Here is a 21,667-nt window from a genome sequence, read left to right as displayed (position 1 = left end):
TCGAATCAGGGAGAGACATGCCCGTCACACCAGTTGGTCTCACCGCCCCGGAGATCACCCACCACCGCGTCGCGGTCAACGGAACCACCCTGCACTACGTGGCCGCGGGAACCGGTGGATCGCCGATCCTGCTGGTCCACGGCTTCCCCGAGACCTGGTGGGCCTTCCGGAAGCTCATCCCGCTGCTCGCGGTCGACCACCGCGTTTTCGCCGTCGACCTGCGCGGCTTCGGCGACTCGGACAACGGGCCGGGCAAGTACGACAGCAGGACCTCGGCAGAGGATCTGCACCTGCTGATCGCACAACTCGGCGTCGGACCGGTCCACCTCACCGGACAGGACATCAGCGGGGCGACGGTCTTCCGCCTGGCCACCACCCATCCGGAAGATGTGCTCAGCTTCACCGCCATCGAGATGGGGCTGCCTGGGTTCGGCCTTGAAATGCTGGCCGACGTCACTCACGGCGGCGCCTGGCACATCGGTGTTCTCGCCGCGCCGGGCATTCCCGAGATGCTGCTCGTCGGCCGTGAACGCGAGTTTCTCGGCCAGTACGCATTCCCCGGCATGAGCGCGACCCCGGGCGCGATCACCGACGCCGACATCGACGAGTTCGTCCGCACCTATGCACGCCCTCACGGCTGGCGCGGAGCGATCGGTCTCTACCAGTCGATGCTGAGGGACGGCCCTGAGATCAAGGCCCTCGCGGAGAGCCCTGGGCTGAGTGTGCCCGTGCTCGCGGTCGGCGCGGGCGGAGGCCCGTTCACCGCCGACACCATGTCCCGGGCCGCGTCCACCGAGGTCAGCTCGGTGTCACTCGACGGCGTCGGTCACTACGCCGCGATGGAAGCCCCCGAAGAGCTGGCGAAGGTCATCCATGACTTCGCCGCAGGTGTCGACGCCGCCTGACCATCGTGCCTGGACGGTCGCCTGTATCGAGCCCTCGGGGGAATAAGCAGGGGAAAGTTTGTCCCTGAGTCCCCGATTTCGCCGTTCTGGTATTGAAGATTTCTGCTCCGCTGAGCTGTCGACGCCGCTGCACGGCAACCACCACACCGGCGGAGTCGGTACCCGTGATGAACGAGAAGAAGGACCGGCCGACCGTCCGCCTAAAGTCGGTCCATGTCCTCTTCTTCCTCCCCCCGCCTGCTGCTGCGCGACGTACGGATCGGTCCCGGAGGGCCACTCCGCCATGTCCTGATCGTCGGCGGCCGGGTCGCGGAGGTGGCCGCGGAGCCGCCCCCCTGCGACGAGTCGGTCGACGTCGGGGGCGGCACCCTCCTGCCGGGGCTGTGGGACGCGCACGTGCACTCCGTACAGTGGGCGCAGGCCCGGCGCAGGATCGACCTCACCTCGGCGCGGTCGGCACGGGAGGCGGTCGATCTCGTCGTCTCGCGGGCGGACACATCCGGTGCGCCTGTCGCGTTCGGCGGGTTCGGTGCGTCCGGGTTCACGGTCGGTTACGGCTTTCGCGATGGCCTGTGGCCGGACACGCCGCACAAGTCGCTGCTGCAGGCGGCGGCACCCGACCGCCCGATCGTCCTGGTCAGCAATGATCTGCACACCGCCTGGTTCAGCCCGGCCGCGCTGGCGGTGGTCGGCAGGGGCGAGCACCCGACGGGGGTGCTGCGCGAGCGCGACTGCTACGACGCGATGGCCGAGATGCCCCCGCCGCCGCAGGACGAGCTGGATCGCTGGGTGGCCGAGGCCACCACCGCGGCCGCGGCGAGGGGGGTCGTAGGCGTGCTGGACTTCGAGTTCGCCGACAACGTCACCGACTGGACCCGGCGGGTGGGGTCGCGGCGGATCGACGTCCGGGTCGGCTGTTCGATCCCGGTGAACCGGCTGGAGGAGGCGATCGGCCGCGGGCTGCGTACCGGCGATCCCGTCGCCGGTGCGGAGGGTCTGCTGGAGGTCGGGCCGGTCAAGACGTTCGTGGACGGGTCGCTGAACACCAGGACCGCCTACTGCGAGGACCCGTACCCCGGCGGCGAGGCGCGCGGGCTGCTGGAGACGGCGCCCGAGGAGTTGTACGGCGTGATGGCCCTGGCGGCCGGGCACGGGATCGACCCGGCGGTGCACGCGATCGGCGATCTGGCGGTGGGCATCGCGCTGGACGCCTTCGAGCGGGTCGGCTGCCCGGGGCGGATCGAGCACGCGCAGCTCGTCCGCCCCGAGGACTTCGGGAGGTTCGCCAGGCCGGGGCTGGTCGCGGGCGTGCAGCCCGCCCACGCGCCGGACGATCGCGACGTGGCCGACCTGCACTGGCGGGGACGGACCGGCAGGGCCTTCGCCTACGCCGACCTGCTGGCGGCCGGAGCGGTCGTCGAGCTGGGCTCCGACGCCCCGGTGGCGCCGCTCGACCCGTGGGACGGGATCGCCTCCGCCGTGGCCAGGACCGACGACGAGCGGCCGCCGTGGCACCCGGAGCAGGCGATCCCGCTTCCGGCGGCGCTCGCGGCGGCGGCCAGGGGACGTACGGGTGTGCGTCCGGGAGACCCCGCCGACCTGGTGATCACCGAGTACGATCCGGCCGGGCTGGACGGGGACGGCCTGCGCCGCATGCCGATCCTCGGCACCCTGCTCGGTGGCCGCTGGACCCACCGCCGCTCCATCTGACCGGACTCGCGGGCGATCGCGCCGCGTCCGCTCCATCTGATCGGCTCAGCGGACGATTGCGACAGGGCCGCTCCATTCGACCGGCCCTGCGGGCGATCGCGCCGGGGTCGCCTCTCGCCGTCAACGGCACGAGACCGGGCTGTCACAGGTACGGAGACCTGCCGTCAGAGGCACGGGACCGGCCCGTCCTCCCGCCGTCGTCTGGAGGGGGTGCCCGGGTCTGGTAGGACAGGTGGGTGACCCACGCCAGCCCTTCGCCGGACGACGACGCCCTGCTGCCGCTCGACGCGGTCCGTGAGCGGCACGTGCCGGGCGGTCCCACGAGGACGCGGGGTGGCCGCGCCGGGGCCGTGAGGGCCGCCAGGGTGGTCAGGGCCGCTGGGACGGCCAAAGCCTCCACGGTGGCCGAGCCGGTGAGAGGGGTGCCGGAGCCGGCCGCCGAGCTGCCGGTCGCGCGGGTCCTCGTCGACACGCCGCTGCCGCACCTCGACCGGTTGTTCGACTATCTCGTCCCCGCTCCCCTGGCCGCCGCCGCCGTGCCGGGGACCCGGGTCCGCATCCGGTTCGCGGGCAAGCTCGTCGACGGGTTCCTGCTGGAGCGGGCCGAGACCACCGAGCACGAGGGCAAGCTGACCCGCCTGGAGAGGGTCGTCTCCGCCGAGCCCGTGCTCACCCCGGAGATCGCCGCGCTGGCCCGTGCCGTCGCCGACCACTACGCCGGGACCATGGCCGACGTCCTGCGCCTCGCCATCCCGCCCCGCCACGCGAGGGTCGAGGCCGAGAGCCCCACCCCGGCCGTCTCAAGTCCGGCCTCACCGGCTCAGGCCGCTCCGAGTCCGGTCCCGCCGGCCCAGACCACCTCGGTCCCGCCGGCCCAGACCACCTCGGTCCCGCCGGCTCAGGGCGCCCCGACCCCGGCCGACTCGACCTCGGTCACCCCGGTCCTGACCGTGTCGACCTCGGCCGTCCCGGCCCAGAGCGCACCGGCCCGAGCCGCCCAGGATCCGGTGCGGAGAGAGGGGCCCGGGCCGTGGGCGGACTACTCGGAGGGGGAGGCGTTCCTGGCGGCCCTGGCGAAGGGGGACGCCCCCCGCGCGGTGTGGACGGCCCTGCCGGGCATCGGGGAGAGCGGGCCCGCGTGGCCGGAGGCGGTCGCGGTTGCCGCACGGGAGACCCTGCGTGGGGGCAGGGGAGCCCTCGTGGTGCTTCCCGACGGTAAGGACGTGGGTCTGCTCGACGCGGCCCTGAGCGCCGTTCTGGAGCCCGGCGCGCACGTGGCGCTCACCGCCGACCTCGGGCCCGCCGAGCGCTACCGCCGATGGCTGCGGGTGTCCAGGGGGCAGGTGCGGGTCGCGGTCGGGACGAGGGGGGCGGCGTTCGCCCCGGTCAGGGATCTCGGGCTCGCGGTCATCTGGGACGACGGCGACGACCTGCACTCCGAGCGGCTCGCCCCCTACCCGCACGCCAGGGAGGTTCTCGCCCTGCGCGCCCACCGGGCGCGGGCGGGCCTGCTCATCGGGGGATACGCCCGTACGGCGGAGGCGACCAGGCTCATCGCGGCGGGCTGGGCGGGGCCCATCGTCGCGGCCCGCGCGACGGTGAGGGCGAGGGCGCCGAGGGTCCGTCCGGCGGGAGAGGACTCGGAGCTGGCCAGGGACGAGGCGGCGAGGGCCGCCCGGCTGCCCAGCCTCGCCTGGCGGGCCCTGCGTGCCGGGCTGGAGAGCGGTCCCGTGCTGGTGCAGGTCCCCCGCCGGGGCTACCTGCCCGCGCTGGCCTGCCAGAGCTGCCGGGCGACCGCCCGCTGCGGGCACTGCGGCGGCCCGTTCGCGCTGCGCGGCGGTCACGTGGCCCCGTACTGCCGCTGGTGCGGCCGGATCGCGGGTGACTGGCGCTGCACGTCCTGCGGCGGCGCCCGGGTGCGGGCCCTGGTGATCGGTGCCCGCCGCACGGCCGAGGAGCTGGGGAGGGCCTTCCCCTCGGTGAAGGTCAAGACGTCGGGCAGGGACGGGGTGCTCGCCACGGTCGGCGCGGGCCGCGCCCTGGTGGTGGCGACCCCGGGCGCCGAGCCGGTGCCCGAGGGGGGGTACGCGGCGGCGGTGCTGCTGGACGGCTGGGCGCTGCTCGGCAGGCCCGATCTGCGCGCCGCGGAGGAGACATTGCGCCGGTGGATGAACGCGGCGGCCCTGCTGCGGACCTCGGCCGAACTGGTCGTGCTGGCCGATTCCTCACTCGCCGCCGTACAGGCTCTGCTGCGCTGGGATCCGGTGAACCACGCCGAGAGAGAACTGGCCGACAGGACAGAACTCGGTTTCCCTCCGGCGGTGAAAATGGCGACGCTCACCGGATCTCCGGCGGCGGTGCGGGAAATGATCGGCGAGATGACCCTGCCCCCGGGGGCGCAGGTGCTCGGCCCCGTCCCGGTGGCCTCTCCCAAGGGGGATCAAGTGCGGGAACGTGCCATGGTCCGGATCGCGCAGGGCTCGGGACCGGCGCTGGCCGCGGCGTTGAAAGGGGCCGCCGGAGTACGCTCCGCGCGCAAGGCGGCGGAGGTGGTCAAGGTGTGCATAGACCCCCTAGATGTGATTTGAGTTGTTTCCCCGATTCGCGGTGCTGGCAGTAAGCCGTTAATTTTCCCCTGTGTCGATCGAATGGGTGAATCGGGCCGTAGACGACCTGCGCGCGTGGGGGCGTGCGCACAGCCTTGACGTTGACGTGGACGAGGTGCGGCTGCTCTGCGACTACGCGAGTGACTATCTGGACGTGAACGAGCTGGGTGACTTCACCCCTGTCACCTTCGAGGAACTGCTGCTCAACATCTACCCGCGCAAGGTCATCGCCCCCCCGGAGAGCGCCCCGGAGACCGTCGCCGCCGCCCGCACCCTGGTCGACTTCCTGCTCGCCACCGAGGAGATCGGCGGCAAGATGGCCGTCCGGATGAGGACCGTCCTCGACCGGATCGAACCCGAGATGCCCATCGCCCTCGCCGACACCTCCCGGTTCGGCATGGCCAAGAGCCTCTTCAGCGCGATCGGCGCCGACTCGCTGGAGCAGGACGCCGGGAGCGCGATCCTCTCCGTCTCCGCGGTGCGCGAGGAGCCCGCCGTCGAGCACTGCGACTGTCCCGGCTGCTCGCCCCTTCCCCCCGTGCGTCTGGCGCCCCGCGAGACACTCGTCCAGAGCGCCCTGCGGGTGCCGCTGGTCACCGACGCGCGCAGGCTGGTCCAGTGGATGCTCGCCGGAGGCCGCACCCCGACCCTCAAGGGCCGCCTGCGGGTCCGCGACGCCGGCGAGGCGGCCGCCCAGCTCTCGGTGGCCGACCCGGGGCTGCTGTGGGAGCTCGCGGTCCACACCGGCCTGGTCCAGGTCGAGGGCAGCGCGATCTTCGACGGCGAGGACTTCGATCCGCTCGAGATCTGGGCCGCCACGGTCGAGTTCGTCGTCGAGAAGGACACCGGCGGCGCCGTGACGGGCGACGTCTCCCTCGACGAGGAGCTCTACGGTCTGTGCGACATGCTCTACCGCCTCCAGGCGCCCGTGCCGATCCCCCTCGTCAGGGACTATCTGGAGGAGATCGGCCTGGTCGAGGGCGGCGAGATCGACGTTCCCGAGGCCGTCAGGCGACTCGCCTACTGCGGGATGGCCGAGCCGGGTGAGGAGCTGCTCGAACTCACCCCGCTGGCCCTGTGGGGACTGCGTGAGCTCTACACCGACCTGGGCGTCGAGGCGCCCGAGGCGGCCGATCTGACCACCGCCGACGCGCCCGAGCTCATCGAGGGGCTGCTTTCCGGAATGCCCGCCGAGATGGCCGAGGCCGACATCGGGGGCTGGCTGGAGAACAGGACACCGGAGCAGGCGGTCACCGAGTTGTTCGGTTCGGTCTCCGGCGCGCCGTCGGTCGCGAGGGGCATCGCGGTGACGATCGTCGACCGCCTCGGCCCCGACGCCGAAGAGGCGGTGCGCGCCTTCCTCGAGGAGCCCGAGCTGCGCCCGCACGCCATCCACTGGCTGAGTTCGCGCGGCCTGGCGGCTCCCACGCTCACCCAGGAGGAGATGCTCTGGATGAGCGTGGACATGCTCGCCCTGGCCATGCCCGCCGCCGAGGAGGATCCGGAGACGTTCGCCGAGAACATGTCCGCCTCGGGTCCTCCGCCACACGTGATCGAGGAGATGTGGAGGGTCGACCATCCGGAGGTCGTCGACGTCCTTGAGCTGCTCGGACGCTCCCTCAGAGATCACGGAGCGGCCAAGGCCGCCCGCAAGGCGGCTTTCAAGGCGCGTTCCCGCGCCATCGGCTGAGCCGTGTATGCGTGAGGCGCGAGTGCAGTAAGTTTCACGAGTGGCAAAGAGCGGGAACAGTGGGAACGTCTTCGACATCGGCGAACTGCGCAGGCTGGTCGACGAGCTGGGAACGGCACCACGCGAGCTGCGGGCGGCCGTTCTCGAGGAGTCCGTCACCACCACGGGCCGAGGTCGCCCCCCGCGCGGCGACGCGCTGAGCTTTCCCCCGGTCGACCTCGCCACGGACGAGGAGCTGGCCGCGCACGTCCCGCAGGTGCCGCTGGTGATCGACGCCCAGCGTGTTGCCGTCTGGACCGGCACCCGCCGGGTGACCCCCGAGGGGCTGTTGCCCGACCCGTTCACGCCGTGCGCCGAGCTCGGACTGCCGGGCCCCGCGCGGCTGCACCTGCTCTGGGTGGTCGCCGTCAACACCGGCATGCTCCGCATCGTTCGCGGCGAGGTGACGCCCGGCCCGCTCGTGCTCTCCGCCGACCTGCCGCCCCGGGCGCTGCTGGGATTCTGGGACGGCGTGGTCATGGACGTCCTCGACCGTGCCGACGACGACCTGACCGGTTCCCCGGTGATCGACGACCATCTGGCCGAGATGCTCGCCACGCTGTACGCCGTGCGCGAGGGGCTGTCCACCGCGACCCTGGTGAAGGGCATCCTGCAGTCGCACGAGGTGGCCTGCGGTGCCCGCCAGGCGGAGATGCGGGTGCTGACGGGCGCGCTTCCCGCCCAGCTGGAGTCGGCCCTGTCGCTGCTGAGCTACTGCGGGCTGGTCGAGACCTCGCGGTCAGGGCGGCCGAGGCTGACCCCGCTGGGCATGTGGGCCGTCCGCCAGGACCTGATGCGGGAGGGCCACGACGCGCCGACGGGCGCGGAGGTCGCCGTCTTCACCGACCTGGGCGCGGCGGAGCTGGTCGAGGCGATCATGAAGGGTTCCGCCGCGCCCAGCGCCGTCACCGTGTGGCTGGAGTCCCGCCACCCCGAGGCCGCCGCCCGCGAGCTGGTCAAGGTCGCCGCCTCGGGTACGGCCGGCCGCCGTGGCGCCGTGGGCACGATCCTGGAGGAGCTCGGCCCCGAGGCCGAGGCCCCGCTCAGGGAGGCCCTCTCCGAGCCCGCCATGTGGCGCTACGCCGCCTCCTGGCTGCACATCCGCCACCTGCCCGCGCCCGCCCTCACGCCCGCCGACAACACCTGGCTCGCGGTCGACTCGCTCGCCTCGCTGCTCGAGCGCGGCGACGCCTCGGAGGCGATCTGCGAGTTCGACACCCTCGAACCCGGTGAGGACCTGGTCCGGGTGATCGAGGAGATGGCTCTGGTGGACCACCCGGACACCTTCGCCGTCCTGGATCTGCTGGGTTCTCGCCACGGTGACGCGGCGGTGGCCAAGTCCGCCCGCAAGGCGGCGATGAAGGCCCGCTCCCGCTGATCCCGGCACTCCCGGTCCCCGGCGACGGCTCGCCCGGATACGTCCGTGTCCCCGGGGACGGACGTGCCCGGGTGAACGCCCGTCCTTCCGCGGCGACGGCTCGTCCGGCCGGTCCCCGTGCCCGGTCCTGAAGAGGGCCCGGGGGAGGCGGCCGCCGCCCTTAGACTGGGCGGCATCCCATGAAGTGTGAGGAGACCCCTGTTGTCCATTCAGCCGATCCGTCTTTTCGGCGATCCGGTGCTGCGCACTCCCGCCGACCCGGTCAAGGACTTCGACAAGGAGCTGCGCAAGCTCGTCAAGGACCTCACCGACACGATGATGGACGCGCCGGGAGCCGGGCTGGCCGCGCCGCAGATCGGGGTCGGCCTGCGGGTCTTCACCTACTACGTGGACGACCAGCTCGGGCATCTGATCAACCCCAACCTCGACCTGTCGGAGGACAAGGACGAGGAGGGTGAGGAGGGCTGCCTGTCGTTCCCGGGCCTGTCCTTCCCCACGCCCAGGTCGATACGGGCCGTGGCGACCGGTTTCAACATGCACGGCGAGCCGGTGACCCTTGAGGGCACCGACCTGATGGCCCGCTGCTTCCAGCATGAGACCGATCACCTGGACGGCGTGCTGTTCATCGACCGGATGGACGCCAAGCAGCGCAAGCTCGCGATGAAGGCGATCCGCGAGGCCGACTGGAGCGGGCTGTCGGCCCCCACGTTCAAGTTCTCCCCGCACGCCACCCAAGGGAAGGCTCTGTAGGAACCTTGCGACTGGTCTTCGCCGGAACCCCGGACACCGCCCTGCCCTCGCTGCGGGCACTGATCGACTCGCCTCGCCACGACGTCGTCGCCGTCGTCACGCGCCCGGACGCCCAGTCGGGCAGGGGCCGCAAGGTCCATCCGAGCCCCGTCGCCGAGCTCGCCGAGGAGGCGGGCATCGAGGTGCTCAGGCCGCCCAAGGCGGGCGACCCGGAGTTTCTCGACCGGCTCACCGAGCTCGCCCCCGACTGCTGTCCGGTGGTCGCCTACGGCGCGCTGCTGCCGCAGGCCACCCTGGACATCCCTCGGTACGGCTGGGTCAACCTGCACTTCTCGCTGCTGCCGGCCTGGCGCGGCGCGGCGCCGGTGCAGCACGCCGTGCTCCACGGCGACGAGATCACCGGCGCGGCCACCTTCCGGATCGTCAAGGAGCTGGACGCGGGTCCGGTCTACGGCGTGGTGACCGAGGAGATCCGCCCCACCGACACCAGCGGGGAGCTGCTCGCCCGGCTCGCCGAGTCCGGGGCGGGGCTGCTGGCGGCCACCCTCGACGGGATCGAGGACGGCAAGCTGGAGGCCGTGCCGCAGCCCGCGGAGGGGGTGAGCCTCGCCCCGAAGATCAGCGTCGACGACGCGAGGGTTGACTGGTCCGCGCCCGCGATGCGGGTCGATCGCCTGGTCCGCGCCTGTACCCCCGCCCCGGGCGCGTGGACCGAGTTCCGCGGCGGGCGGATCAAGCTGGGTCCCGTGCGGCCGGTTCCCGACGCCTCCGGCCTGGCCCCCGGCCAGATCGCGGCGTCCAAGAACTCCGTCCTGGTCGGCACCGCCACCTACCCGGTCGAGCTGGGCGAGGTGCAGCCGCAGGGCAAGCGCCTGATGGGCGCGGGGGAGTGGGCCCGCGGCGTGCGGCCCACCGACGAGGATCGGCTGGCCTGAAGATCATGAGCAGTGGTAACGGCCGTAACGTCCCGCGCGGCGGGGGTCACGGCCCGGCGGGCGGTTCACGCGGCGCCGGAGGCAGGGGCAGAGGTGGGCGCCCGCCCAAGCCGGTCCGCGACGAGGCGCGCAACGCGGCGTACGACCTGATGCGCGCCGTCGACGAGCGGGACGCCTACGCCAACCTGCTGATGCCCGCGCTGCTGCGCGAGCGCCGCCTTTCCGGGCGCGACGCGGGCCTGGCCACCGAGCTGGCCTACGGCACCCTGCGCGGCCTCGGCACCTACGACGAGGTCATCGCGGCCTGCAGCGACCGGGCGCCCGAGGACGTCGACCCGCCGCTGCTCGACGCCGTCCGCCTGGGCGTGCACCAGCTGCTCAAAACGCGGGTGCCCCCGCACGCCGCCGTCGGCACCACGGTCGACCTGGTGCGGCTGCGCGTGGGCATCGGCGCGTCGAAGTACGCCAACGCCGTGCTGCGCAAGGTCTCCACCCGCTCCCTGGAGCAGTGGATCCCGATCGTGGCGCCCGACCAGGCCGAGGACCCGGTGGGTCACCTGGCGGTGGCCCACAGCCACCCGAGGTGGATCGTCGACGCCCTGCGCGACGCGGTGGGCGGCGACTTCGACGAGACGGCCGCCCTGCTCGCGGCCGACAACGAGCGTCCGAAGGTGACCCTCGTCGCGCGCCCGGGCCGCTCCTCGGTCGCCGAGCTTCTGGAGGCGGGCGCGGACCCCGCCAGATACTCCCCGTACGCGGCCTATCTGGCCGAGGGCGACCCCGGTGCGATCCTCGCCGTGGCCGAGTCGCGCGCGGCCGTGCAGGACGAGGCGAGCCAGCTCGTCGCGCTCGCCCTGACGCGGGTGCCGCTGGAGGGCTCCGACTCCCGCTGGCTCGACCTGTGCGCGGGTCCCGGTGGCAAGGCGGGCCTGCTCGACGCCCTCGCGACCCAGCGGGGCGAGGCGCGCCTGCTCGCCGCCGAGCTGCAGTACCACCGGGCGCGGCTGGTGTGGCAGACCACCCGGCAGGCCGCGGTGATCACCGCGGACGGCACCGCGCCGGCCTGGCGGCCGGGGGTCTTCGACCGGGTCATGCTCGACGCCCCCTGCACCGGCCTGGGCGCGCTGCGCCGCCGTCCCGAGGCCCGCTGGCGCCGCGACCCCCGGAGCCTTCCCGAGCTGGGCAGGATCCAGCGCGCCCTGCTCGACTCGGCGATCGACGCGGTACGTCCCGGTGGCGTCGTCGCGTACGTGACCTGTTCGCCGCACCTGGCGGAGACCGTCGCCGTGGTCGGCGACGTCCTGGGGCGCCGCGACGATGTCGAGGTGCTGGACGCCCGCGATCCGCTTCCCGAGGTCGAAGGGCTGGGCGAGGGGCCGTACGCGCGGTTCTGGCCGCACCGGCACGGCACCGACGCGATGTTCCTCGCCCTGCTGCGCCGCCGCTGAGCGAACGCCGCCCTCCTGGCGAAGGAGGGCGGATGAGATCATCACCGCAGGTCAGAGGGCATTATTTGGGCATATATCGACACCTAGGGCTGTTCGCCTGAATGTAACTGCTTCCGAGCAGGATGCGGGGTGGCGAAATGTGTGGAATCTGCGGATGGGTGGACTTCGAGCGCGATCTTCGACAGTCGCGGGCCATCGCGCAGGCCATGACCGACACCATGGCCTGCCGCGGACCCGACGACGAGGGGCTGTGGCTCGCCCCGCACGCCGCGATAGGCCATCGGCGTCTCGCCGTCATCGACATCGAGGGCGGGCGCCAGCCGATGATCGCCGATGAGGACGGGCAGACACTCGCCGTCCTCACCTACAGCGGCGAGATCTACAACTTCGTCGAGCTGCGCGCGGAACTGATCGCCCACGGCCACCGTTTTTCCACCCGGAGCGACACCGAGGTCCTCCTGCGGGCCTACCTCGAATGGGGTGAGGGCTTCCCCGAACGGCTGAACGGCATGTTCGCCTTCGCGATCTGGGACGTCCGCCGCGAGGAGCTGCTGCTCGTCCGGGACAGGATGGGCATCAAGCCGCTGTACTACCACCCGCTCCCGAACGGTGTGCTGTTCGGCTCCGAGCCCAAGGCGATCATGGCCAACCCTCTGATCGGGACGCCCGCCGTCGACGCCGACGGCCTGCGCGAGCTGATCGCCTTCGTGAAGAACCCGGAACACGCCGTCTACCGGGGCATGTACGAGGTGCGCCCCGGCCACACCGTCCGGGTGACCCGCGACTTCCTGTGCCGGCGCCCCTACTGGCACCTGGAGGCCCACGAGCACCCCGACGACCTCACCACCACCGTCGGGACCGTGCGCGAACTGCTGAACGACATCGTCACCCGTCAGCTCATCTCCGACGTGCCGCTGTGCACCCTGCTCTCCGGGGGCCTCGACTCCAGCACCATCACCGCGCTCGCCGCGCTCGGGCTGGAGGGGCAGGGAGGAGGGAAGATCAGGTCGTTCTCCGTCGACTTCACCGGATACAGCGAGAACTTCACGCCCGACGAGATGCGCGACACCCCCGACACACCGTACGTGCACGACGTCGTACGGCACATCGGCTCCGAGCACGCCGACATCGTCCTGGACTCCGCCGATCTCATGGACCCCGCGGTGCGCGCCGCGGTCCTGAGGGCGCGTGACCTGCCGATCGGCATCGGGGACATGGACACCTCCCTCCACCTGCTGTTCCGCGCCATCCGGGGTCACTCCACGGTGGCGCTGTCGGGTGAGTCCGCCGACGAGGTCTTCGGCGGCTACCGGTGGTTCTTCGACCCCGAGGCGGTCTTCTCCGACACCTTCCCGTGGCTGGCGTCCCCGGGGTTCGGACGGTTCGCGGGGGTGGGGGCGCTCCTCGACGAGGACCTGATGCGCAAGCTGGACATCCCCGGCTACCGCGCCGACAGCTACCGGCGGGCGCTCGACGAGGTGCCCCGGCTACCGGGCGAGGAGGGCCTGGAACGGCGCATGCGGGAGATCTCCTACCTGCACCTCACCCGGTTCGTGCAGATCCTGCTGGACCGCAAGGACCGGATGAGCATGGCCGTCGGGCTGGAGGTCCGGGTGCCGTTCTGCGACCACCGGCTGGTGGAGTACGTCTTCAACGCCCCCTGGGCGATGAAGACGTACGACGGGCAGGAGAAGAGCCTGCTGCGCGCCGCCGCCGCGGACGTCCTGCCGCCCTCGGTCGTCGGACGCCGCAAGAGCCCCTACCCCTCGACGCAGGACCCCGCCTACGAGCAGGCCGTCCGCGCGGAGGCTGCCCGGCTGCTCGGCGGCGGCCACTTCGCCGCCGCGCCGTTCGTCGACAGGGAGAAGGTACGGGCCGTGATCGACCGGCCGGAGGCGGGCGGCGGCCCGGGGGGAGGCCGGGCGTCCCTGGAAGGACTCCTCCAGTTCAACGCCTGGCTGGAGAGATACCGCGTCCGGGTCGACGTCTAATCCGAGCCCTCCATCCTTTCAGCGCCGCCGAGGCACGTAGAAGAGCTTCACCCCCTCCTGACCCGTCGCGGAGCTCCAGGCCAGATCAGTCGAGATCACACCGTAAAGGTCCATCACGCTCGCGGCGTAGCCGGCCCCGTAGCGGCGCCAGACCAGCAGATGATCCTCGTCGTACCACCGGATCGGGTACCGCAGGTCCGCCTCGATCTGGGCGAGCGGGGCACCGGTGGCGGTGTCGTGCACGCAGAGGTCCCGCGGACGGTCCGCACACCACCCCACCAGCCGTCGCCTGCTGGGGGAGTACGGATCGAGGATTGCGCTGTCGGGCCGGCTCTGTCGCGGCCAGGTGGACAGGGCGGTGCCGTCGGCGTCGAACGCGCGCAGCGCGTAGGAGTCGTAGACCTCCTCGTCATCTCCCTCATAGGAGGCGTAGTCGCCGATGCCGAAGCGGGTGCTCACCCCGAACTCGTCGGCGCTCCACAGGTACGGGTGCTCGTAGATCTCATCGTCCTTCTCGGTGGAGGTGATCGTGAACGTTCCCCGTTCCGGATCCACGATGACGAACCCGATCGAGACGTGGTCGTCGTCATTGTCGCGCCACAGGGTGAGCAGCAGGCGGCCGTCAGAGGACCATACGGGGGTGTTGTTCAGCAAGGGGGGCTTCACCGTGAAGATACGCCGGATCTTCCCGCTGCGCCGGTCGAGGAGGACGACGCCGTCACGACCGTCGATGTAGTCCTTGAAGTCGCCCGCCGCCCACCGGCCGTCCGGGGAGATCGCTTTCATGCGTTCGCGTCCCCGGATGAATCCCGCGCCGTCCCGGAGATAGGTCGGGCTCCGCTCGTCGGCGTTGTATGCGGAGAGCATAATGGGAGCTTCGGGGTCGTCACGGATCTGGAACCGTGTTCCCGGCAGCCGGATCGTCCGGCCGGACGACGGTCCGTCGTGCGGCGTCGCGAGGGACCAGCTCGTCGGCACCGCCCATCTCAGTGAGCCGAGCCGTTCGGTCACGGCGCGGGCGACGGGGAGCAGTCTGTTGCCCGCTTCGAGGTACGGTGATCTGATTCTGACCAGGTCACGACCGGCGCGCACGATGATCGCCCGCCCGTGCAGCCCCACCGTCAGGGCCTCGTCACCCACGCCGGAGACGGGATCGCTCTCGCCGTCCGCGCCGAGTTCGGCCAGCACGCGGGCGGCCCCCGCCTCGGTGGGCAGGCGCCAGAACTCGGCGCTCATCGGCTCTTTGCCCACTTCGCCGAACTCGCACGTGGTGAACGGTGGGGACGCCCGCCCGAGGTCGGGCGCCCGGTCGAGCACGGTGAATCCGGCGGCGCGGAGCAGGTCGCACAGATCGGCTCCGGGCGTCGCGACGGGCTCGGCCGCCGGAGCGGCGCCGCCGAGCCAGTCGGGGACGCGCAGCGCGGTGACGCGCAGACGAGAGGGGCCGGCGGCCGATCGCACCGTCTGGAAGACATAGAGCCGGTCACCGTCGGCACCGAACAGGCGGCCCGTCGTCGGGATCGGAATCCGCCGCAGTTCTCCCGTCGAGGGCTGGATCACGTCCAGGACCCGGCCCAGAGCGTCGCCGGACGGCATGGCGTAGACCGTCGCCTGGACTCCGGCGAGCCAGCCGTAGCGCGGGCCGTTCCGCTGGACCCTTCTCCAGGCGACCGAGCCGTCGGCGGGGTCGATCCCCTCGACGGTCGAGGTGCCGTCCTGGGCGTGGGTCACCATTATCCGTCCGCCGACGTGAACGACGGCGCAGTCGTTTGTGCACCCCTCGCGCTCGACGATCACCCGCCCCGTCACGGCGTCGTGGACCAGCAGGTTCTCGGGACGGTAGACGATCACGACCCCCTCTTGGACGTGAAGGCCGGAGAAGGAGGTGAGTGCCGTACTCCACCGCTCCATGCCGTGCTCAGGGTCGAGGACGATGACCCGGATGTCCTTCTGACAGAGGGCGACGATCGCCGTGGCCCGCGCGTCCGAACTCGCCGTGTGGATCCGTCCGCAGGACGGGGGGAGCTGGAAGGTCCACCGGGTCTGTCCGGTCTCGGGAGTCACGCCGAGCAAGGATCGGGAATCCGCGTTCCAGGCGAGGCCGACGGGAGGAATCACCTCCGCGCCGGTCGAAATGGACATCGGTCCGCCCAGGTCGAGTCCTTTCCTGTGCCAGAGCACCGTGCCGGTTTCACGAGAGATGCCGGTCAGGGCGATGACATCGCCGGAAGGCGAGGGGCGGAGCGTCTTGACGATCACTGTGGATCCCGCGGGCGACCATTCCCGCACGGAGGCCCCGGCCGGGGCGTATCGCCATCGCTCGGCGCCGGTGGCGGAATCGTGGATCCGCAGCGCCGTACGGGTGCGCACGAAGACGTTCCCGTCGAGCAGTCGCACCGTGAAGTCGTCCAGCGGGATGTGCGCCTGCGTACTCCAGACCTCGGAGAACTCCGCTCCCGCCGCCTCGAGGCCGGGAGAGGCCGAGCGGGGCAGGGCGATGAGCGGAAGGAGGAGGGCGAGAATCGCCGCTCGCCTCAGCATTTCTTGATCTTTCTGCCGGTTTCGCGGAAGTAGCCGATCCTGTCCTCGTAGCCGATGGCGTATCTGCGCGCGGGGCCGGTGAGCCGGAAGGGCTGTCCGCTCTCGGTGGTGAAATACGCGCGCTGAATCTGCTCCGAGTCGCCGTAGGCGTAGGAGACCTCGATGTCCCACTCGTAGCGGCGCTTTCGTGCCGTCACGGTCAACTCCACCGACGCTCTTTCCTTGTACACGAGGTCGATGTTCTTCTCCAGGAGTCGGCCGCCTCGCCTGTTCGCCGAGGCGAGCCGGTCGAGGTCGGCCTTCACCGGGAACACGGCCGCCTCACCGGCGCTGGGAAGGAGGAGGCAGGTGCCGGCCGCGATGGGACCGGAGGACAGGATCCGGGGACGGACGTCCAGGATGCGGATCGGGTCGTTGCGCTGGCCCTGCAGTACGAGAAGGACCTTCATCTCGCCGATCTGTGACCCCCGTGACGTGACCAGCGGTCCGTAGTCGCCGTTGAGCAGGGAGCGCCGATCGGCTCCCGAGGTGATGGCGTCGGGGAAGGCGATCGATATTCCCGACTTCTCAGGGGAGTAGGCGATCGCGCTGATCCGGGGCTCTTGATGGAAGTCGCGCCACTGGTCCTGGACCCACGACCAGCCGGTTACCACGGCGCCCGCGATGATCGTCGCGAGCCCTCCGGCCACGGTGACCCCGACCCACTTGAACGGCCGGGCCGCTTTCGCCAGGGGGGTCTCCTCGGTGCTCTCCCGGGCCGGCTGCTCGGGAGAGGTCTGCGCTGTCATGGGTTCCCCTCCCGCAGGTGCTCTCTCGTGATCCGCAGGGCGTGCCTGAGAAGGGCGCGGTCGCCGAAGGCCTCCACCTTGACGACGACACGGCCCTCTCTGACGACGACCATGTCCTCGGCGTCGTTGAAGTAGCTGATGCGTCTCGCCGCTGCCGGGGAGTCTTCTCCGCCCGTCATCTGCTTCATCTTCTCCGCGGCCTTCTTGACCGACGGATAGACCCAGATGACGGAGACGGTGACGACGACCCCCTCTTCTTCGGTGGCGAACTCGCAGGCGACAGGCGTGGTCAGGCCCAGTTTCGCGGGCGCGGGGAGCGGGGTGACCGCGTATCCGCCCGTGCCGGAGCGCGAGGCGAGCTCCGCGGCGGGCAATAGGGCGCAGGGGTCCGGCCAGTCGGCCGCGGGCACCCCTCCCCGGTCGCCCCAGCCCGGTGGGGCGGCGAGGGCGGCTTTGATGTCTTTCACGGTCAGTGGCTCCGAGAGCGTGACGAGCGTGTGACCGTCGGCCGGATCGAGGACGGTCAGCGTGTCCCAGGACCGCACGTAGATCTTTCCCGCGGCCCTGCCGACCTCGCCCCCCAGGTCGGGCCGGGACCACTTGATCCGTCCCGACGATCTGCTGATCGATCTGACTCCCATTCCCACATCCCCCCAACCCCCGTCCGAGACGGTCACGGTTCCGGCCGTGATCACCCATGAGGGGGAGTGGTAGACGAGGTCGTCGACGAGGAGTGCGCCGTTCTTGTCGATGACGGTGAGGGCGTTGCGGGAGGTGAGGACGGAGACCCCCTCCTTCAGGATCAGCTCGGGGAGAACGGAGAGAGGAAACCGTCTCTCCCAGCGGACGCGTCCCGTGACGGGATCGATGCCGGTGAGTGAGATGTGACGGTTCGCGCAGCGGGTCATGGCGACCGCCAGATTTTTGTCCGCCAGAGAGGAGGTCAGGACGGGGTCGTCCTCACCGGCCTGCGGATCGACGGAGGGCAGGGCGGCGCTCATGCAGTCGTCGGGCAGCTCTGTCTCCCACACGACCGTTCCGTGCAGAGGATCAAGCGCGCGAATCGCGCGAAGTGCGGGCACGTCAATGATGATCTTTCCTGCCGCCGCGCCCATGAGATAGAAGAACGGCCGTGCGCGGCCGTCGCCGGGGTAGCCAGACAGGATGCTCCAGGTCGGCAGGCCGGTCAGGGCGTCGATCACGGTGATGCGCCGCCGCTGGTCGTGCGGGTGGTTCGGGTTACCGGACTCGATCTGGGTCTCGACCGCGAGGTAGCGGCCGGTGGAGGCATCTCGCCCTCCGTCTGAAATATCATCCGATGCCTCATGCGGAGTCTCGGGTTCGTTCATTGACGAGCTTGCTTCGTCCAATAGGTCGCCTGCTTGGGCGCTTTTCCAGATCACTCGATCGGTGTTGGAGATTTTTGCGGTGACGACCCCTTCGTCGCCGGAAATGTAGATTCCCGTGATCGGTGAAGATCCGGTGGAGAGAGGGCGGGGGGCCGGGGCCGCGGCGGGAACGACGAGGAGGGTGGCGAGGGGGATGAGCGGTAGGAGAACCGCACGCAGGGAGCGAGGACGAAGGGGCATCGCTATCCGATTCCGATGAAGACCGAGAAGTCATACGGAGCGGAGTCGTCGAACCTCGCGCACCGTCTCATTCGATAATCCAGATGATTCAGGAAAAAAATTACTCCGGCAATCTCTGTGCGTCAGAGGAGTTATGATTTCGCATCCTTCGGCATTCCTTGGGGCGCCGAGTTCGGTGCGGAAGGCTCGATAGATAAGAGCGATATAACCGTTATGTGTGATATGTCATGCTTCGTGTGATGCGAGTCTGACGCCGGATGAGGCGTGGCGCGGTGGACGGCGGGTGACGGAGGGCAGGACGCCGCCTCATAGAATCAGCCAATTATGGCCGTACAGATCTCGCCCAGCATCCTGTCCGCCGACTTCGCCCGCCTCGCCGAGGCGGCCGCGGCGGTACCCAACGCCGACTGGCTGCACGTGGACGTCATGGACAACCACTTCGTGCCCAACCTCACCCTCGGGCTGCCGGTCGTCGAGTCTCTGCTCAAGGCGACCTCGACGCCACTCGACTGCCATCTCATGATCGAAGACCCGGATCGCTGGGCACCCGGCTACGCCGAGGCCGGTGCCGGGAGCGTGACCATCCACGTGGAGGCGGCCAAGGCCCCGGTGCGTACGCTGCGCCAGATCCGCCAGGCGGGCGCCCGCGCGGGCCTGGCGCTGAACCCGGCCACCCCCGTCGAGCCGTACGAGGACCTGCTCGGCGAGATCGACATGCTGCTGGTGATGACCGTCGATCCCGGTTTCGGCGGGCAGAGGTTCCTCGACATCGTGCTGCCCAAGATCCGCAGGGCCCGCGAGCTCATCGGCCGGCACGGCGGGCAGGTCTGGCTCCAGGTGGACGGCGGCGTCTCCGACACGACGATCGAGCGCTGCGCGGAGGCGGGGGCCGACGTCTTCGTGGCGGGCAACGCCGTCTACGGCGCGGAGGACCCGGCCCGCGCGGTCGACGGCCTGCGCGCCCTCGCCACCTCCGCCGAGTCGTGAGCGGCCGGCCGCCGAGCCGCTGACCACCGGATCAGCAGGCCGCTGAGCCGCTGACCACCGGATCACCCGGCGCTGGACCGCCGGCCGTCGATTCACCCCGCGGGCGGCCGTTGAGCCGCCGAGCCGACGTCACCGGCCGCCGAGGTGGCGGCCGGTGCCGGAAAACGGCGAGGATCGGGGGAAACGCCGCCATCGGACCGCCGGGCCCGCGACTGCGGGCCAGGCGTCCCGGGGGAAGACGCGGGACCGTCAGGTCTGCAGCGCCGGGTCCAGCACCACGTCCTCGCCGTGCACGGTCGGCTCCTCGGGGAAGTGGCAGGCTGTCAGGTGACCTTCCCTGTTGCCCTCCAGCCTGAGCAGCGGGGGCTCCTCGGTCGCGCACTTCTCCTGGGCCTTCCAGCAGCGGGTGCGGAAGCGGCAGCCGGACGGCGGGTTGATCGGGGAGGGCACGTCCCCGGCCAGGCGGATCCGCTCGCGCGGCGCCTCGTCCTCCAGCACCTCGGGCACCGCCGACAGCAGCGCGTGCGTGTAGGGGTGACGGGGGCGCTCGTACAGGGAGGCACGGTCGGCGACCTCGACGATCTTGCCGAGATACATGACCGCGACCCGCTGGGAGAAGTGCCGCACGATCGCCAGGTCGTGCGCGATGAACAGGAACGCGATGCCCAGGTCCCGCTGAAGCTGCTGGAGCAGGTTGACGACCTGCGCCTGGATGGAGACGTCGAGGGCGGAGACCGGCTCGTCCGCGATGATCAGCTTGGGATTGAGGGAGAGCGCGCGGGCCACCCCGATGCGCTGCCGCTGGCCGCCGGAGAACTCGTGCGGGAAGCGGTTGAAGTGCTCGGGGTTGAGCCCGACGATCTCCAGGAGCTCCCGGACCCGTTTCTCCCTGCCGCCGGGGGGATTGATGCCGTTGATCTCCATCGGGCCGCCGATGATGCTGCCCACCGTGTGCCGGGGGTTCAGCGACGAGTACGGGTCCTGGAAGATCATCTGGATCTCGGCCCGGATCGGCTTCAGCTCCTTGCGCGTGGCGTGGCCGATCTCCCGCCCGGCGTACCTGATGCTGCCCGCCGTGGGCTCCAGCAGCCGGGACGCCAGCCGCCCGGCGGTGGACTTGCCGCAGCCGGACTCGCCGACCAGGCCGAGCGTCTCACCGGCGTGCACCGTCAGGTCGATGCCGTCCACCGCGTGGACCTTGCCCACCTGGCGTTTGAAGACGAGACCGCCCATCACCGGGAAGTGCTTCTTCAGGCCGGACAGCTCCAGCAGCGCCTCGCCGCGGGGTTCACCGGTTGTCTCGCTCACTTTTGGATCTCCCTCTTCTGGGCGAGGGTCAGGTAGCACGCGTCGCCGTGGCCGCGGTGCGGGGACAGTTCCGGCCGCTCGGAGCGGCACAGCTCGGGGCCGGCCAGCTCCATGTAGTCGCACCGGGGGTGGAAGGGGCAGCCGGAGGGAACGTTGATCAGGCTCGGCGGGGTGCCGCGGACCGGCCGCAGAGGCACGTCCACGGGAGCGCTCAGGCGGGGCATGGAGGCGAGCAGGCCCCAGGTGTAGGGGTGCCGGGGCTCGCGGAGGACCTCTCTCACGGTCCCGCGCTCCACCGCCCGCCCGGCGTACATCACCAGCACGTCGTGCGCGGTGTTGGCGACCACGCCGAGGTCGTGGGTGATCAGGATGATCGAGGCGCCCGTCTGGTCCTGGAGCTCCTTGAGCAGGTCCAGGATCTGGGCCTGCACGGTCACGTCCAGGGCGGTGGTGGGCTCGTCGGCGATCAGCAGGTCCGGGTCGCACACCAGGGCCATCGCGATCATCGCGCGCTGCCGCATGCCGCCGGAGAACTGGTGGGGATAGTCGTCCACCCTGGTCTTCGGCTGGGGGATGCCGACCCGGGTCAGCATCTCGATCGCGCGGTCCCTCGCCTCGGCGCGGCTCGCGCCGGTGTGCTTGCGGTAGACCTCGGAGATCTGCCTGCCGATGGTGTGGTACGGGGAGAGCGAGGTCAGCGGGTCCTGGAAGATCATCGCGACCTTGTTGCCGCGCAGCTTCTCCATGGTGGAGTTGGAGGCGCCGATCAGCTCCTCGCCGTCCAGCCGGATCTCTCCACTGATCTTGGTGGTCTCCGGGTTGTGCAGGCCGAGCACGGTCAGGTTGGTCACCGACTTGCCGGACCCGGACTCGCCGACGACACCCAGGGTGGTGCCCTTCTCGACGTCGAACGAGAGCCCGTCCACCGCGTGGACGACGCCGTCCTCGGTGTGGAAGTCGACGGTCAGGTCACGGACCGAGAGGAAGGGAGTTGACACTTTT

Annotated in this window: 15 protein-coding genes; 10 read left to right on the top strand and 5 right to left on the bottom strand. The window is 70.9% G+C overall.

What is annotated here, in order from left to right; translation table 11 throughout:
• Positions 1-17: 17 nt before the first annotated feature.
• From ACFY3V_RS01845 to asnB, 9 genes are all read left to right on the top strand, one after another.
• On the top strand, positions 18-905 hold the full coding sequence (locus ACFY3V_RS01845) for an alpha/beta fold hydrolase (RefSeq protein WP_389769005.1): 888 nt from the start codon (positions 18-20) through the stop codon (positions 903-905).
• A gap of 213 nt (positions 906-1,118) precedes the next feature.
• The gene (locus ACFY3V_RS01840) at positions 1,119-2,615 is read left to right on the top strand and encodes an amidohydrolase (protein ID WP_389769002.1); all 1,497 of its coding nucleotides are present in this window, start codon (positions 1,119-1,121) and stop codon (positions 2,613-2,615) included.
• A 236-nt stretch (positions 2,616-2,851) separates the two neighbouring features.
• A complete protein-coding gene (locus ACFY3V_RS01835) occupies positions 2,852-5,203 on the top strand; it encodes a primosomal protein N' (RefSeq protein WP_389768999.1) in 2,352 nt (783 codons plus the stop codon).
• A 64-nt stretch (positions 5,204-5,267) separates the two neighbouring features.
• Entirely contained in the window at positions 5,268-6,911 is a 1,644-nt protein-coding gene (locus tag ACFY3V_RS01830) for a hypothetical protein (RefSeq protein WP_362922302.1), read from the top strand.
• 40 nt (positions 6,912-6,951) lie between these two features.
• Positions 6,952-8,328, top strand: a complete 1,377-nt coding sequence (locus ACFY3V_RS01825) for a hypothetical protein (RefSeq protein ID WP_362895536.1) — start codon at positions 6,952-6,954, stop codon at positions 8,326-8,328.
• A gap of 201 nt (positions 8,329-8,529) precedes the next feature.
• Entirely contained in the window at positions 8,530-9,078 is a 549-nt protein-coding gene (gene def, locus ACFY3V_RS01820) for a peptide deformylase (RefSeq protein WP_350948063.1), read from the top strand.
• Between the two features lie 5 nt (positions 9,079-9,083).
• Positions 9,084-10,013 (top strand): methionyl-tRNA formyltransferase, encoded by a 930-nt coding sequence (fmt, locus tag ACFY3V_RS01815; RefSeq protein WP_362895534.1) that lies wholly within the window; start codon positions 9,084-9,086, stop codon positions 10,011-10,013.
• A 5-nt stretch (positions 10,014-10,018) separates the two neighbouring features.
• The gene (locus tag ACFY3V_RS01810) at positions 10,019-11,461 is read left to right on the top strand and encodes an RsmB/NOP family class I SAM-dependent RNA methyltransferase (RefSeq protein WP_389768994.1); all 1,443 of its coding nucleotides are present in this window, start codon (positions 10,019-10,021) and stop codon (positions 11,459-11,461) included.
• 122 nt (positions 11,462-11,583) lie between these two features.
• Positions 11,584-13,452, top strand: a complete 1,869-nt coding sequence (gene asnB, locus ACFY3V_RS01805; protein WP_389768991.1) for an asparagine synthase (glutamine-hydrolyzing) — start codon at positions 11,584-11,586, stop codon at positions 13,450-13,452.
• Between the two features lie 18 nt (positions 13,453-13,470).
• Here the strand turns inward: asnB and ACFY3V_RS01800 are convergent, their stop codons facing one another.
• Genes ACFY3V_RS01800 through ACFY3V_RS01790 form a run of 3 tightly spaced genes read right to left on the bottom strand, consistent with a single transcriptional unit; the run spans position 13,471 to position 18,370 of the window.
• On the bottom strand, positions 13,471-15,993 hold the full coding sequence (locus ACFY3V_RS01800) for a PQQ-binding-like beta-propeller repeat protein (RefSeq protein WP_389768988.1): 2,523 nt from the start codon (positions 15,991-15,993) through the stop codon (positions 13,471-13,473).
• The gene (locus ACFY3V_RS01795) at positions 15,987-16,781 is read right to left on the bottom strand and encodes a hypothetical protein (RefSeq protein WP_389768985.1); all 795 of its coding nucleotides are present in this window, start codon (positions 16,779-16,781) and stop codon (positions 15,987-15,989) included. Before ACFY3V_RS01795 ends, ACFY3V_RS01800 begins: the two co-directional genes overlap by 7 nt.
• Positions 16,778-18,370, bottom strand: a complete 1,593-nt coding sequence (locus ACFY3V_RS01790; RefSeq protein WP_389768982.1) for a PQQ-binding-like beta-propeller repeat protein — start codon at positions 18,368-18,370, stop codon at positions 16,778-16,780. Before ACFY3V_RS01790 ends, ACFY3V_RS01795 begins: the two co-directional genes overlap by 4 nt.
• Positions 18,371-18,694: 324 nt before the next feature.
• On the opposite strand from ACFY3V_RS01790, the gene rpe reads away from it, so the two are divergent.
• Positions 18,695-19,357 (top strand): ribulose-phosphate 3-epimerase, encoded by a 663-nt coding sequence (gene rpe, locus ACFY3V_RS01785; protein WP_350948067.1) that lies wholly within the window; start codon positions 18,695-18,697, stop codon positions 19,355-19,357.
• Positions 19,358-19,606: 249 nt separating this feature from the next.
• On the opposite strand, the gene ACFY3V_RS01780 is transcribed toward rpe, so the two are convergent.
• Positions 19,607-20,590 (bottom strand): oligopeptide/dipeptide ABC transporter ATP-binding protein, encoded by a 984-nt coding sequence (locus tag ACFY3V_RS01780; RefSeq protein WP_362895835.1) that lies wholly within the window; start codon positions 20,588-20,590, stop codon positions 19,607-19,609.
• Positions 20,591-20,661: 71 nt separating this feature from the next.
• Positions 20,662-21,663: an ABC transporter ATP-binding protein gene (locus ACFY3V_RS01775; protein WP_350948068.1), complete on the bottom strand. Its 1,002-nt coding sequence runs from the start codon at positions 21,661-21,663 to the stop codon at positions 20,662-20,664.
• Positions 21,664-21,667: the final 4 nt, after the last annotated feature.

Source organism: Streptosporangium sp. NPDC000095 (genome assembly GCF_042899335.1).
Classification (GTDB): Bacteria; Actinomycetota; Actinomycetes; order Streptosporangiales; family Streptosporangiaceae; genus Streptosporangium.
The sequence above is the reverse complement of the archived record's forward strand: the minus strand, read 5'-3'. Positions and strand labels throughout refer to the sequence as shown.

What these genes read in the sequence shown, in the direction of transcription:
- ACFY3V_RS01795 (WP_389768985.1), bottom strand. Translation starts at nt 16,781, where the DNA reads ATGACAGCGCAGACCTCTCCCGAGCAGCCGGCCCGGGAGAGCACCGAG.
- ACFY3V_RS01845 (WP_389769005.1), top strand. Translation starts at nt 18, where the DNA reads ATGCCCGTCACACCAGTTGGTCTCACCGCCCCGGAGATCACCCACCAC.
- ACFY3V_RS01780 (WP_362895835.1), bottom strand. Translation starts at nt 20,590, where the DNA reads ATGGGCGGTCTCGTCTTCAAACGCCAGGTGGGCAAGGTCCACGCGGTG.
- ACFY3V_RS01800 (WP_389768988.1), bottom strand. Translation starts at nt 15,993, where the DNA reads ATGCTGAGGCGAGCGGCGATTCTCGCCCTCCTCCTTCCGCTCATCGCC.
- ACFY3V_RS01810 (WP_389768994.1), top strand. Translation starts at nt 10,019, where the DNA reads ATGAGCAGTGGTAACGGCCGTAACGTCCCGCGCGGCGGGGGTCACGGC.
- ACFY3V_RS01790 (WP_389768982.1), bottom strand. Translation starts at nt 18,370, where the DNA reads ATGCCCCTTCGTCCTCGCTCCCTGCGTGCGGTTCTCCTACCGCTCATC.
- ACFY3V_RS01840 (WP_389769002.1), top strand. Translation starts at nt 1,119, where the DNA reads ATGTCCTCTTCTTCCTCCCCCCGCCTGCTGCTGCGCGACGTACGGATC.
- asnB (WP_389768991.1), top strand. Translation starts at nt 11,584, where the DNA reads ATGCGGGGTGGCGAAATGTGTGGAATCTGCGGATGGGTGGACTTCGAG.
- rpe (WP_350948067.1), top strand. Translation starts at nt 18,695, where the DNA reads ATGGCCGTACAGATCTCGCCCAGCATCCTGTCCGCCGACTTCGCCCGC.